Raw genomic sequence first — 12,960 nt, forward strand, 5'->3', positions numbered from 1 at the left:
CCGAGGCGCCGCCGGTTCGCGCGCCGCGTAGCGAGCCGCCTGCCCCGCCCGCCGGCGGACAGAAGAGCGGCTTCGAGAATCTCGAGGACGAGATGGCATCGCTGCTCGGCCGACCGAAGAATCCTTCGTGAGGTTCGGGGCGGTCCCGCGTAGAGTTTTTTTCATCGCTGTCCTGATCGCCGCCGGATCCTTCGCCGATCCGGCGATGGCGCAGGATATCAGCATCAATCTCGGCGGCGGCAATGGCGGCGTGACCGAGCGCGCGATCCAGCTGATCGCGCTGCTCACGGTGCTGTCGATCGCGCCGTCGATCCTCGTCATGATGACGTCGTTCACGCGCATCGTGGTCGTGCTGTCGCTGCTGCGCACCGCGCTCGGCACCGCGACCGCGCCGCCGAACTCGGTGATGATCGCGCTCGCGATGTTCCTCACCGCCTTCGTGATGGGCCCGGTGCTGCAGAAATCCTATGACGACGGCATCAAGCCGCTGGTCGCCAACCAGATCGGCGTCGAGGAAGCGCTGCAGCGCGCCTCGGTCCCCCTCCGCGGCTTCATGCAGAAGAACGTCCGCGAGAAGGACCTGAAGCTGTTCATGGACCTCTCCGGGGAGCCGCCGCCGGCGACACCGGAGGAGATGTCGCTGCGCATCCTGGTGCCGGCCTTCATGATCTCCGAGCTGAAGCGCGCCTTCGAAATTGGATTTCTCCTATTCCTGCCGTTCCTGATCATCGACCTCGTGGTCGCCTCGGTCCTGATGTCGATGGGCATGATGATGCTGCCGCCGGTGGTGGTCTCGCTGCCGTTCAAGCTGATCTTCTTCGTGCTGGTCGACGGCTGGGCCTTGGTCGCCGGCAGCCTTGTGCAGAGCTACGGGGGGTAGCGCCCTGCGAAACATTCATGGCCTGTCAGCTGGATCGGCCGTACCGTTGCATTATCATGCACAGCACCGCATCCAGGGAGCCGCGCCGTGCAGCAGCCATTCGACCGCGCCGCAGAAGACCTCGGCAACGCCATCCATCTCGAGCATGTCAACGTGCAGGTGCCGGACCAGCGCCTCGCCACGCTGTTCTACATCGCCGGCATCGGACTGACCCGCGATCCCTATCTGATGGTCTCCGACAGCAACATGTGGGTGAATGCCGGCCGCAGCCAGTTTCATCTGCCGAGCGGACGGCCGCAGGTGCTGCGCGGCCACACGGGAATCGTGATCGCCGGACGGCAGGCCCTGCTGCAGCGGCTTGCCGCGGTCGCGCCCAAGCTCGAAGGCACCGCGTTCGGCTATCGCGAGCACAACGATCGCGTCGAGGCCATTTGCCCGTGGGGCAACCGGCTGCGCTGCTTTGAACCGGACGCCACGCGGTTCGGGCGCATCGCGCTCGGCATACCCTATGTCGAATTTGAAGTGCCGCACGGCACCGCTGAAGCGATCAGCCGGTTCTATCCCGAAATCATGGGCATCCCGGCCAGCGTCGTGAACGGCGACGCTGTCGTCGCCCGCGCCAAGGTCGGCAAGGACCAGTACCTGCAATTCCGCGAGACCGACCAGGCGCAGGGCGAGTTCGACGGCCATCACGTCCAGATCTACATCACGGACTTCTCCGGCCCCTACAGGCGGCTGCGCGAGCGCAACCTGGTGTCCCGCGAGGACAATCAATACCAGTACCGCTTCTGCGACATCGTCGATCCCGCCAATGGCCGGCACCTGTTCACCGTCGAGCATGAGGTGCGCAGCGCCACCCATCCGATGTATCTGCGGCCGCTGGTCAACCGCAATCCGGCGCAGACCAACCGCACCTTCGCCAACGGCTACGACCAGGCGCCGTGGGCGATGGGGCCGGACCAGTATGACGGATGAGCGTGCGCGCTCGTCCACATCGCGACATCATCAGCACTCCCAGCCACGAGACGACATGCTTCCCTCCCAGCGCCATCTGTTCGAGATCCCACGCGAGGTCTGCTATCTGAACTCGGCATCCTACAGCCCGCTGCCGCTCAAGACGCTCGACGCCGGCCGCGCGGCCGTCGGACGCAAAGGCCAGCCCTGGACGATCGACGCCCGTTTCGCCGGCCGCCAGCATGAACGCGCCCGCATCGCAGCAGCGCGCCTGATCAATGCCGATGCGAATGACGTCGCGCTGATCCCGGCGGTCAGCTACGGCATAGCTACCGTGGCGAAGGCGCTGACCATTCCACGCGGCACCCGCGTCATCGTGCTGGAGAACGATCACTCCTCGCCGGTGCTGGAATGGCACGCCCGCGCCGAGGCGCAGGGTTTTGTCGTCGACACCGTGCGCCAGCCCGCCGACGGCGACTGGACGTCGGCGGTGCTCGCAACGATCGAGCGGCCAGGCGCGCCGCCGGTCGGCCTTGCCTCGATCTCGTCGGTGCATTGGTCGGACGGCGGCATCATCGACGTCGAAATGGTGCAGGCCGCACTGCGGCGGCAGGGTGCGATGTTCGTGATCGACGCGACGCAGAGCGCGGGTGTCGTCGCGATGAATGTGACACGGCTCGATCCGGACGCCGTGATCTTCCCGACCTACAAATGGCTGATCGGTCCCTACGGCCGCGCTTTCCTGTACGTTGCAAAGCGCCACCAGAATGGCGTGCCGTTGGAGCAGACCTCCGCCGGCCGCCGCGACGTCAATTCCGAGAAGCCGGTCTATTTCGGAGATCTCGCCTATGTCGACAATGCCCGGCGTTATGACATGGGCGAGCGCGATCATTTCATCACGCTGGAGATGGCCTCGATCGGCATGGAGATGATGGCGGAATGGGGCGCCGCTGCCGTGAGCGCGCGGCTCGCGATGCTTACCGAGCGGATCGCCGACGGGGTGCGTGATCTCGGGCTCAATCAGCTGGCGCGCGGCCTGCGTGCGCCGCACATCCTGAGCCTCGGCATGGCCGGCGGAATTCCGAAGGAGCTGATCGCGCGGCTCGCCGCGGAGAACATCCATGTGGCGCTGCGGCTCGGCCGGATGCGGATCTCGCCGCACGTCTTCAACGACGAGGCCGATGTCGACCGCCTCGTCGCCGTCTTGACGAAAGCGCTGCGCGGCTAGCCGCGCTTGCGCCCCAATGCAACGACGCTGAACAATTCGATCCCCAGCGCGACGGCGACGCCCGCCGCGCCGATCACGAACAGCAGCGCGTAATCGCCGCCGCTCCGCGCGAACAGGTAGGACAGGCCGTAGGCGCCCGCCGCCTGGAACAGCGCGAAGATCGTGGTCGCCTGCGCCCAGGCCGAGCGCTGGCTCGCTGCGGAGTGCGGGATCAGCTCGTGGATGCGGCCGATCACCAGCGGCACGATGCCGGGCGTGAAGCCGCCGACGATGAGGCTCGACACGATCAGCGCGGCGGGCGAGTTCGTCACGGCGGGCAGCGCGACTGCAACCGCCTCGATCAGGAAGGCGGCTCGCAGCGCCGCAGCGAAGCCGGCGCGATCGGCGAGATGTCCTGTCAGCAGCGGGCCGATCACGGCGCCGATGCCGTACAGCACCCAGTAATATGATCCTGCCGCGATCCCCTGCCCGAGGCCGCGGGCGACATAATCGACCAGGAACACCATGTGCGGCACCAGCGCCAGTGCGTTGAGCCCGTACTCCAGGCACAGCGCGATCACCAGCGGCGAGCGCACACCATGCGCAGCAACAGGCTGCTCGGCCGCAGCATGCGCGGCAGGCACTTCTGCGGGCCATGCCTTCCAGCTGATCAATGTCAGCACCGCCGACAGCACGCCAAGGCCGTACCAGGCCTGCTTGACGCCCTGCTGCAGCAACAGCGGCACCAGCGTGCCTGACGCGGCGACACCCAGTCCGACACCGGCGAAGATCACGCCGCCGATCAAACCGCGCTTGCTCGGCGCGGTGTGCGGCAGGATCGCGGTCGCCGCCAGCACCATGATCACGCCGCCGCTGATTCCGGCGAGAAAGCGGAAGCCGAAGAACCAGACGAAGGAGATCGGCACCGCGCAGGCAAAGCAGGTGGCGGCAGCGAGCACCATCATGCCGCGCAGCGCCCACACCGAGCCGATGCGTGCGCCGAGATCGCGGGCGATCAGCGCGCCAGCGAGATAGCCGGCAAGGTTGGCGGCACCGAGATACACCGCTTCCGCCGGCGTGAACCATTTCGCTGCGATCAGCGCCGGAATCAGCGGCGTGTAGGCAAAGCGCGCCAGCCCGAGCCCGACAAGCGAGGCGCACAATCCCGCGGCTGCGGACAGCCACAGCGGCCCGCCTGCATCGCGATGCGGCTCGGCGTGATGGCGCCTGTGATGATCGACATTGGCTGACATGGACATCGCAGTAGGCCCTCCGGCCGTTCGTGAAAAATGATTAGTTGCGATCGCAGCAATCGCTCACAGCGATCACGCCTCGTCTCTCCCGATCGGGAGAGGCGCCCAGTTCGACGTGGCAAGGGCCGTCAGCGGGAAGATTTCGACGCCGCAGCGGCCGCGCGCTTCTTGCGATAGTCCAGCGCGGGCAGCCCGCCCCAGCCCCAATTGTCGGTGTCGACTTCCTCGATGATGACGAAGGTCGATTCCATCGACTTGCCGAGCACGTCGCGCAGCAATTCGCTGGCGCCCTTGATCAGCGCCGCCTTCTGCTCCGGCGTGGTGGACGACGCACCCGGCGTCGTCCCCTCACGCGTGACCTGAATGGTGACGACAGGCATCACACGCTCCCGATCGTGCTCGTTAGTGACCGGCGCTCTGGCCGCCGTCGACATGCAGGATCTCGCCGGTGACGAAGCCCGCGCCTTCCAGGAACAGCACGGCGTCGACGATGTCCTTCATCTCGCCCATGCGGCCCACCGGATGCAGCTTGGCGAGGAAGTCGTGGGTCTCGGGAGCGTGCATCGGCGTCTTGATCACGCCGGGCGCAACCGCATTCACGCGGATCCCCTTGGCGGCATATTCGATCGCGAGCGACTTGGTCGCCGCGCTCAGCCCGCCCTTGGTCAGCGAGGCCAGCACCGAAGGCACGTTGCTGTTGGCGTGGTCGACCAGGCTCGTCGTGATCTGCACGATATGCCCCGACCCTTGCTTCACCATCTCCTTCGCCACGCGGCGGGTGATGTAGAAGAAGCCGTTGAGGTTGGTTGCGAGCACCGACGCGTAGTCCTGGTCGGTGTGATCGGTGAACGGCTTGGCGACGAAGATGCCGGCATTGTTGACCAGCGTGTCGATGCGGCCGAAGCGTGCGAGGGCCTGCTTGACGATGCGATCGGCTACCTCGGGGTCGCCGATATCGCCCGGGACCGCCAGCACGTCAGCATCGGTCGACGGCTTGATGCTGCGGGAATTGGCAACGACGCGATAGTTCCGGTCGCGATAGCCATTGACGAGTGCCTCGCCGATCCCCTGCGACGCACCGGTGATGATGGCAACCTTCTGCTCTGCACCCATGATCTCTCTCCATCTGTTGCTGAAGCGGCATCAGCACCGCCTCGATGGAGACCAGCCTAGATACATCCGCATTTCGTGCGAATGCCCGCTATTCGGCAGACACTCTTCCGCGACGCGAACGACTGGCCTGGCTGGCCTCGCGCGTCAGCCGCTCGAAATAGCGCTTCAGCCGCGGCGTCGCGAAATCGACGAAGGCGCGCACCTTCGGCACGTCGAAGCGACCCTGCGGCGCCAACAGATGCACCGGCAAGGCCGGATGCTCGTCCTTGGCAAGCAGGATCTGCAATCGCCCGTCACGGATTTCCTCGGCAATGTGATACGAGAACAGCCGGGTGACGCCGTGCCCTTCGCTGGCCGAGGCGACCGCCGCCCGCACCGTGTTGACGACCAGGCGCGGCGCGAACTGGACCGCGCGCGCGACCTTCGACTTCGCGGCCGGCGGAAAGCTCCAGGAGTCGAGCCCGAAATGCGTCATCGCGATGATCTGGTGTTTTGCGAGATCAGCCGGCTCGCTGATATCAGGGTGCTGCGCGAGATAGCCGGGCGACGCCGCGACTACGCGGCGCACCTCGCCGAGCTTGATCGCGACAAAATTGGAATCGGCGAGCTGCGCGATGCGCAGCGCGACGTCGATGCCCTCGTCGATCAGATTGACGGTACGATCGAGCATCACGAGCCGCACCGTCACCGCCGGATATTCCGTCATGAAGGCGTCGAGCAGCGGCCGCAGCACGTCCTCGCCGACGACGACGGGTGCGGTAATGGTCAGCGTGCCACGCGGCACCGACCGCTCGCCGCCGGCCGAGATGTCGGCCTCCTCGAGCTCGCTGAGGATCCGCCGGCACGCCGCCGCGTAACGCTGGCCGGCGTCGCTCAGCTTCAGCGACCGCGTGGTGCGATGAAGCAGTTCGGCGCCGACATGATGTTCGAGGAATGCGATCGCCCGGCTGACCGCCGCCGGCGAGCGCCGCAGTTTCCGTCCCGCACCGGCAAGGCTGCCCTCGTCGACCGCCGCGACGAAGACCTTCATGGCGTCGATGCGGTCCATCGCTCTCCCCGGGCTCGCTGCAGCCGCTAGCCCTCTACGTCATACTGCTTGCTGAGGTGATCGCCGATCTGCACCAGCATCGCGACGCATTCGGGGTAGCCGGGCCGCGCCACCGTGGCTTCGTTGGCGCTGGCGCGGAATTCCCAGCTGTCGCCGTCGCGCAGCACGGAGATGTCGATGCCGTCGGGGCAGTCGGCATGAACTTTCAACTCGGCCCGCGCCATCGCGATGAGTTCGGCTTCGGTCTTGATCGGCTTGCTCATGTGACGACGTCCTCCCGGCTGGCGACATCAGCCATGGTTGCCGATTTGGCAGCGAAATGTCGAGAGGACGCACCCGATCACGGGCTGTTGCAATTGACAAATTGCAGGTCCCCGGCGAACATCGGGCCGGGTCGATACCACCCGCCGCTTGCACCCCGCCCGGGGACGGTGAACGTATCAAGCCAGGTTTCAGGCTTCCTTTGCCCGCACGAACGGGTCAGCAACGCAAACCCCTGACGCTTTCCGTTCGTCGATGCAAAGGTTGATCCCATGCGCGATTTTCGTGATGCCAAGGCCATGGCGCAGACGCTGCGCGAAGCGCTCGCCGCCAAATCGATCCCCCTCACCCACAGCGACAGCCTGGAGCTGATCGCCAACGTCCTCGGTCTGCGTGACTGGAACACGCTGTCCGCCCGGATTCACTCCGCCGGACCGCCGAACACGCCGGCACAGGCTGCAGACTCCACTGCAGAATCACCGCCGATCGCCGCGCGGCAGGAGACCGCCGTGGATTCAGCCACGCTCGACAATTATGCCGGGTTCTATCGGCTCAACGACCGCGCCGTGTTCACGGTGACACCCAACGAACATCATCTGGTGATGCAACTGACCGGACAGCGCTCGGTGCGGTTCTTTGCGGAGAGCGTGACCGAATTCTTTGCCAAGATTGTCGACGCGCAGGTCAGCTTCGTTGTCGGACCGGACGGACGAGCCACCTCGCTGATTCTGCATCAGAACGGCAGCGATATTCCGATGGCGCGCATCGACGCCGCGACGGCAAGGAAGATCGCCGATCAGACGGCGGAGCGCGTCAAGAACCAGTCGGCCAGTCCTGGAACCGAGGCTGCGCTGCACCGCCTGATCGATGGGATCGCCTCGGGGAATCCCAACTACAATGAGATGAGCCCGGCGCTAGCGGCGGCGACCCGCAAGCAGATGGCGTGGCTTCAGCCCCTCGCGGACCTCGGCACGATCCAGTCGATCCGCTTTCTCGGTGTCGGCGAGCAAGGCGAAGACGTCTATAGCGTCAGACAGGCGAACGGTGCCGCGCATTGGCGCATCGCGCTCGACGACAAGGGGATCGTTTCAACCGCGTGGGTGACTCCCGGCCCGTAACAGCCCGTTCCGCTACGGCGTCGCGCCGGCGCGGCGCTCGCCCTTGATGACCGGCAGCGCGCTGACCGGCGCGGCCTTCGGCTTGTCCGGCAGCGATCCGGTCGTGAGCGGATCGGGCAGCGGCGCGCGGGCGGTGGCGTCGGGGAAGCGGGTCTTCATCTCGCGGATGAAGCCGTCCAGCGTGTCGACGCTGGCGGCCATCCGCGCGATCTGGGCGAATTCGGCGCTCGAGGTGGCGACCGGCTTGCTGGCTGCGTCGAACGCCAGTCTGTCGGCGTCGCCAGACATCAGCGGCGCGTATTTTTCGCGGAACCGGGACAGCCCGATGGCATCCTCGGCGAGCGCGTAGCCGACCACGGCGCGGATGATGTCGGCCTTCTCGCTCGGGTTGAGCGGCGTGAAATCGCGCCAGCGGTCGCCGTAATAGAGCTCGATCTGCTCGGACGCCTCGCGCCAGTGCCGCGACGCCCAATAGATGTCCGAACGCAGCCGGATCGCCTCGCGGCCGGTGATGTTCGAGATGATGTCGAGCGCGAGGTCGTGCCGGCCGACGTCGCTCTGCGCACGTGCCTCGAGCAGCAGCCGCTGCTGGCGCAGTTCGCCGGAGAGATCCGCGATCCGGGTCGAGCGCAGCGCGCCAATGGCGCGGTCGGGCTTGCGGTTCATCAGATAGACCATCGCAAGCCGCGCGGCGACCTGGGCGCGCGCCGCGCCTTCGAGCCGCTTGTCGACCTGGTACTGCAGGAGGTCGGCGGCCTGGTCGAGCAGATCGACGCCGACGAGACGGTCGGCGAGACGGCGGATCATCTCGTCGCCGCGGCGGCCGATCGGCGTCAGCTCGCGATAATCGTAGAAGGTGCCGAGCGCATCGATCGGCGCCATCTCGTCGCCCTTCGGGCCGAGATAGAGCTGCACGAACAACGCCGAGGCGGCATCCTGCGCCTGGCGCGATTCCGGCGCGTTCGGCTGCAGCCGGGTCGCCGCACGGGTCACCGCGAAGGCATCGGCGTAGCGCGCGGTCTCGGCATAGATCTTCGACAGCACGTACAGCGTCTTCAGCTCGATATTGTCGCCGCGCCACAGCATCGACAACAGCTCGAGCTCCTTCAGCACATCGTCGCGGCCGATCTCGCCGCGCTTTTGCCGCAGCAGCGTCTCCAGCAGTCTGCCTTCGGCGGCGGCCTGCCGGTCGGGCGAACCGGCGGCGAAGCGATAGGCGTCGAGCGCATCCTTCTCCTGGCCGAGCGCTTCGGCGAGCCGGCCGCGCAGCACCGCAACCGCGGGCTTGAGCGCGTCGGGAACGCCGACCACGTCGAGATCGCTCTTACGCCGCGCGGCGCCGGCATAGTCCTTGACCTCGAGCGAGGCCTTCATCGAGTCGATCGTGACGATACACTGCAGATCGGGCGGCAACGTCGCAACCGCGAATTCGCCGTTCTTGAATTTTTCGCGCGCCTCGGGCCATTTGCCCTCGCGAGCGAAAGCCAGCCCCTTCCACAATTGCGAATCGTAGCCATTGCCGATCACGGGATTGGCGAGGTCCTTGAGGCCCTGCGCCGGGTGCCCGATCAGGATGCTGGCGACCGCGTGCACCATCACCACGGACGCCGCCTCGCTGCCGCGCTTGCTTTCGGACAGTATCAGATTGGCGACACCATGGGCTTCCTGGTACATGGCGCGCGCCATGTAGAAATCGGCGAGATCGAGCCGCGCCTGCGGCAGCTGCTCGGCATTGGCCGTCGAAGCCGCCGCAATCAGGCCGTCGAGCTGCTTGAGGAAATTCTCCGACTGGTTCTTGCGCCACTCGTCCGGATCGAACAGCGGCTTCACCGCCGCGGTCGCGCGCTCGGCGGCGACGTCGGCCGACGACAGCGTCAGGCCGCCGGGCCGGCCCAGCGTCACCTTGTCGGCGCCGACCTCCGCCTTGACGTCGTCGGCGTTCGGATGAACCAGGACACCGTGGATCGATTCCAGCAGCGAGAGCTCGACGAAATCCTGCCGCTTGATGATGCCGCGGGTCGGCGGCGGCGCGGTCACGACCCAGAGCGTATCGCCCGCGTCGGGATCGATCAGTCTATGGAGCTGGCCGGGATTGGCGAGCGGCACACTGACATTGGCGAGCGAGGGCTCGCTGATATTGCGCACCACGCTGAGCGGCAGCGGCGGCTTCTGCACCCGGTCAGCGAAGGTCAGCGTCCAGCTCTCGCCGCGCGAGCGGTCGTCGCTCTCGAGTGACGGCATCTGCGGCCGGTTGAGGCGGAAGCGCACCGCCTGTCCCTTCTCCAGCGCGATCCGGCTGACGTCTGATATCAGCGAACCAGCCTTGGCGCGGATCGGATCGACGTCGATCGCCTCAGGCGTGTCGAACACCATCCATACCGTGTCGGCGCGACGGAACAGTGCCGCCGGCGTCGCACCGGGGAATGAGAACGTCACCCGCAACCCGTCGCTGTCGCGCTGGGCTTCGACCGCGGTCAGGGCGCTGGCGCGGGCCTCTGCAGGCGGCGATGGCGCCGCCGCTGGCTTCGGTGTCTCCATCACCGGCGCGACCGCAGGCGCAGGCTTTGGCGCGTCGCTCTGTTCTGTCGCAGCAGCGCTCTCGCGCGGCGCGGCCGGTACAGCGGCTTTCTCGACCTCGGCCGGCGGCGCAGCGGCGATCTTCGGCAGCTCCGAATTGGGCAGCTCGGATCTCGGCTGTTCCGATTTGACGGGCGCGGGCGCCGGTTGTTCGGTCGTGGCCTGTTCGGGCTTGACCGGCTCCGCCTTGGGTTGCTCTGCCTTGGGTTGCTCGGACTTGATCTCGATCTTGGCCTGCTGCGCGATGCTCTCCGACGTCACCGGCGCGATCGCAGCCGCCCCCTTCGGCTTGCCGCGCGGCGTCGGCAACAACGAGCTCAGCGAGGGCTTCGCCGCCGGCTGCTGCTCGCTCTGCTGGAAGGCGACATCGACAATGTAGTTCTTCTCGTCGCGGAACGAATGCACGTCGACATCGCCAATCAGCGTCACGTCGACCGCCGAGGTATCCGTGTCGGCGCGCGAGCTGATCGACGCGACGTTCGGGGGAGCGGCAACCTTGGCATCGGCCAGGTCGAAGCTCAGGACCGAGTTGAAGGACAGCGTCAGCTTCTGCTCGTTCAGCACCGAGGAGACGCTGACCCCGTCGGGAACCTCGAACACGAAACGGACGAAGGTGGGCTGCACCAGTGCGCGAACGCGGATCGGCGGCTTCTTCTTGGCGGCATCGGCGGCGCGCTGGATGCGCAACAGACGCTCGGCGGCACGGGCGCGCTCCGCCAGTTCGCGGATCACTTCCTGCGGCAGCGACGGCGGCGGGCCGGTCCAGCCGTCGGGGAGAAAGTCGACGAAGATACGCTCGCCGGCGGCCATGGTGTTGATGGTGACGCGACGCGCCAGCGACAGGCGGATCGCCGAACCGTCGGGATCGCGGCGCGCGGCGCCGACATAATCGGGCACCGCATCCGAGAGTTTCTCAACGGGGATATCGACCGGACGCTTGAAGCGGATCACGATGATCGAGCCGGCGGTCGTGACCTCCGACTCGACATCCTCCTTCAGCTTCAGCACCAGCCGGGCATAGCCGTTCGCGGCCGAGAATGTCGCCTCGCCCGGCACCGGCGGCAGGTCTTGGGCCCGCACTGAGGCTGGATATGTGAGGGTTGTGAGGGCAAGGCCAGTGGCGAGCAGGCACAGACGCGCAGTCCGCGCCCAGGCGCGGCCTAGCGACCATGTTTCAGCGGCAGCCGTTCGCGCCATCTCGAAACGTCTTCTCGGACCTCAGCCATACCAGCGCGAAGCGCCCTCGCCCACGCGTCCCGATCTTGGATCGGGCGGCGTTAAGGAGCTGTTAACGTCAATGGATTGTTTCAGAGGACGCTACGAGGGGACCAGGAAGGTGTCTTTGAAGCGGGTTTCGGAGGCGGCTTCTGTACTCGAACGCGTTTGTGGTATGGTTAAAGAACACTTGCCATCACATTGGAACGGCTCGCGGAAATGGGTGGTTCAAGCTGCCGCTCACTACGACGAGATTCGACATCCAGAATCAGCTGAAAGCACTTGAGCAGCAAACCGCTTGTATTGCAGCGGCGCTGGGATGAGGACGATCCATCTTTCGTCGCTACGGCTATCGCCGACATTGCGAAGGCGCCTCGCCTGGCTCGCGGGCGCAAACCCGCCGAAAGTCAGCCTCTGAGGCTAACGCGCTCCGTCAATTCGTCTTCGGCGTGAGCATCTTGCCTTCGATCTTGGGAAGATCGTCTGTTGATACCGACTTGTCGCCGCCGGCGCGGCGGGCGAGTTCGACCGTGAGCCGTTCGGCGGCCTCGGGCTGCATCAGGCCGAGGATGTCGGACATCTTGCGCGGCTGGATCTGCGAGGCGATCTGGTAGAGCACGGTCATCTCCAGCCGATCGAACACTTTTGCGGCGTCCTTCGGCTTCATGTTCTCGTACATGGTGACGATGCCCTTGAAGCGGGCGGCGTCGGCTTCTGCCTTTGCCGCCGCATCGGCATTCGTCTTCGCGTCATTGGCCTTGGCCTCCTCGACCTTGGCCTCGATGCGCTTCTCGGCGGCCTTCAGGAGGCTTTCGCGAATCTCGACCTCGCGGGCGCGCGTCTCGAGCTCCTGGCGGCGCGACTGCAGCCGTTCCAGGATCGCGCGTTCGGACGCCGACACCGGCGGCGGCGCATCCAGATTGACCACCACGCCGTCGGGCTTGGGCGCCTCCGCGGCCGGTGCGGCCGGTTTCGATGCCTCGTCCTTCTTCGCGTCCTTGCCCTCGACCGATCCCGTGATGTCGCCCGGATCGGCCTTGAACTTGCTGTCGGCAACCGCCTTGGGAGCGCCGGGGAAGTTGAAATTCTGCTGCGCCCAAGATGGACCGGCCGGGCCGGCCGGCGGCGCGTCGTCGGCAAACACGTAACCGCCATCGAGCACGAGGCCCGCGACCTTCAGCACCATCAGGCCGAAGATCGCAACCAGCACCACCGGCATCACTCTGATGTCACGAAGCAACTTCATGCAGCGAGGCCGCCGGCCCTCCTGCGCTCGGTGAAGGCTTCAGCCGCCGCAGCAACCGCGCGCGCGGCCGAAACCCTGGGCGCCTGCG

11 protein-coding genes and 1 pseudogene are annotated in these 12,960 nt (G+C 66.4%); 5 read left to right on the forward strand and 7 right to left on the reverse strand.

What is annotated here, in order from left to right; translation table 11 throughout:
* From H8B02_RS37895 to H8B02_RS37910, 4 genes and pseudogenes are all read left to right on the forward strand, one after another.
* Positions 1 to 131, forward strand: a pseudogene (locus H8B02_RS37895) (flagellar biosynthetic protein FliO); the annotation flags it as partial.
* Entirely contained in the window at positions 128 to 880 is a 753-nt protein-coding gene (gene fliP / locus H8B02_RS37900) for a flagellar type III secretion system pore protein FliP (RefSeq protein ID WP_050631029.1), read from the forward strand. The pseudogene H8B02_RS37895 and the gene fliP, both read left to right, overlap by 4 nt.
* An 87-nt stretch (positions 881 to 967) precedes the next feature.
* Positions 968 to 1,855 (forward strand): hypothetical protein, encoded by an 888-nt coding sequence (locus H8B02_RS37905; RefSeq protein ID WP_229170875.1) that lies wholly within the window; start codon positions 968 to 970, stop codon positions 1,853 to 1,855.
* A 55-nt stretch (positions 1,856 to 1,910) separates the two neighbouring features.
* Positions 1,911 to 3,062 (forward strand): aminotransferase class V-fold PLP-dependent enzyme, encoded by a 1,152-nt coding sequence (locus H8B02_RS37910; protein WP_229170876.1) that lies wholly within the window; start codon positions 1,911 to 1,913, stop codon positions 3,060 to 3,062.
* Here the strand turns inward: H8B02_RS37910 and H8B02_RS37915 are convergent.
* From H8B02_RS37915 to H8B02_RS37935, 5 genes are all read right to left on the reverse strand, one after another.
* Complete coding sequence (locus H8B02_RS37915) at positions 3,059 to 4,300, reverse strand: YbfB/YjiJ family MFS transporter (RefSeq protein ID WP_229170877.1); 1,242 nt, start codon at positions 4,298 to 4,300, stop codon at positions 3,059 to 3,061. The two genes, H8B02_RS37910 and H8B02_RS37915, sit on opposite strands and share 4 nt — an antisense overlap.
* Positions 4,301 to 4,422: 122 nt before the next feature.
* Complete coding sequence (locus tag H8B02_RS37920; protein ID WP_229170878.1) at positions 4,423 to 4,674, reverse strand: tautomerase family protein; 252 nt, start codon at positions 4,672 to 4,674, stop codon at positions 4,423 to 4,425.
* A 22-nt stretch (positions 4,675 to 4,696) separates the two neighbouring features.
* The gene (locus H8B02_RS37925) at positions 4,697 to 5,407 is read right to left on the reverse strand and encodes an SDR family NAD(P)-dependent oxidoreductase (RefSeq protein ID WP_229170879.1); all 711 of its coding nucleotides are present in this window, start codon (positions 5,405 to 5,407) and stop codon (positions 4,697 to 4,699) included.
* 88 nt (positions 5,408 to 5,495) lie between these two features.
* Positions 5,496 to 6,455, reverse strand: coding sequence for a LysR family transcriptional regulator (locus H8B02_RS37930; RefSeq protein WP_229170880.1), 960 nt, complete (start codon positions 6,453 to 6,455; stop codon positions 5,496 to 5,498).
* 26 nt (positions 6,456 to 6,481) lie between these two features.
* Positions 6,482 to 6,718 (reverse strand): hypothetical protein, encoded by a 237-nt coding sequence (locus H8B02_RS37935; RefSeq protein WP_092115402.1) that lies wholly within the window; start codon positions 6,716 to 6,718, stop codon positions 6,482 to 6,484.
* Positions 6,719 to 6,988: 270 nt separating this feature from the next.
* Here H8B02_RS37935 and H8B02_RS37940 point away from each other — a divergent pair, with 270 nt between their 5' ends.
* Positions 6,989 to 7,834 carry a glyoxalase superfamily protein gene (locus H8B02_RS37940; protein WP_229170881.1) on the forward strand — a complete coding sequence of 282 codons (846 nt, stop codon included), beginning with the start codon at positions 6,989 to 6,991 and terminating at the stop codon, positions 7,832 to 7,834.
* 12 nt (positions 7,835 to 7,846) lie between these two features.
* On the opposite strand, the gene H8B02_RS37945 is transcribed toward H8B02_RS37940, so the two are convergent.
* Both H8B02_RS37945 and H8B02_RS37950 read right to left on the reverse strand, forming a co-directional pair.
* Positions 7,847 to 11,608 carry a tetratricopeptide repeat protein gene (locus H8B02_RS37945; RefSeq protein WP_229170882.1) on the reverse strand — a complete coding sequence of 1,254 codons (3,762 nt, stop codon included), beginning with the start codon at positions 11,606 to 11,608 and terminating at the stop codon, positions 7,847 to 7,849.
* Between the two features lie 451 nt (positions 11,609 to 12,059).
* The gene (locus tag H8B02_RS37950) at positions 12,060 to 12,872 is read right to left on the reverse strand and encodes a MotE family protein (protein ID WP_229170883.1); all 813 of its coding nucleotides are present in this window, start codon (positions 12,870 to 12,872) and stop codon (positions 12,060 to 12,062) included.
* Between the last annotated feature and the right edge of the window lie 88 nt (positions 12,873 to 12,960).

It is taken from the genome of Bradyrhizobium altum, assembly GCF_020889705.1.
Taxonomy (GTDB): domain Bacteria; phylum Pseudomonadota; class Alphaproteobacteria; order Rhizobiales; family Xanthobacteraceae; genus Bradyrhizobium; species Bradyrhizobium altum.

What these genes read in the sequence shown, in the direction of transcription:
- H8B02_RS37910 (WP_229170876.1), top strand. Translation starts at nt 1,911, where the DNA reads ATGCTTCCCTCCCAGCGCCATCTGTTCGAGATCCCACGCGAGGTCTGC.
- H8B02_RS37915 (WP_229170877.1), bottom strand. Translation starts at nt 4,300, where the DNA reads ATGTCCATGTCAGCCAATGTCGATCATCACAGGCGCCATCACGCCGAG.
- H8B02_RS37920 (WP_229170878.1), bottom strand. Translation starts at nt 4,674, where the DNA reads ATGCCTGTCGTCACCATTCAGGTCACGCGTGAGGGGACGACGCCGGGT.
- H8B02_RS37925 (WP_229170879.1), bottom strand. Translation starts at nt 5,407, where the DNA reads ATGGGTGCAGAGCAGAAGGTTGCCATCATCACCGGTGCGTCGCAGGGG.
- H8B02_RS37930 (WP_229170880.1), bottom strand. Translation starts at nt 6,455, where the DNA reads ATGGACCGCATCGACGCCATGAAGGTCTTCGTCGCGGCGGTCGACGAG.
- H8B02_RS37935 (WP_092115402.1), bottom strand. Translation starts at nt 6,718, where the DNA reads ATGAGCAAGCCGATCAAGACCGAAGCCGAACTCATCGCGATGGCGCGG.
- H8B02_RS37940 (WP_229170881.1), top strand. Translation starts at nt 6,989, where the DNA reads ATGCGCGATTTTCGTGATGCCAAGGCCATGGCGCAGACGCTGCGCGAA.
- H8B02_RS37945 (WP_229170882.1), bottom strand. Translation starts at nt 11,608, where the DNA reads ATGGCGCGAACGGCTGCCGCTGAAACATGGTCGCTAGGCCGCGCCTGG.
- H8B02_RS37950 (WP_229170883.1), bottom strand. Translation starts at nt 12,872, where the DNA reads ATGAAGTTGCTTCGTGACATCAGAGTGATGCCGGTGGTGCTGGTTGCG.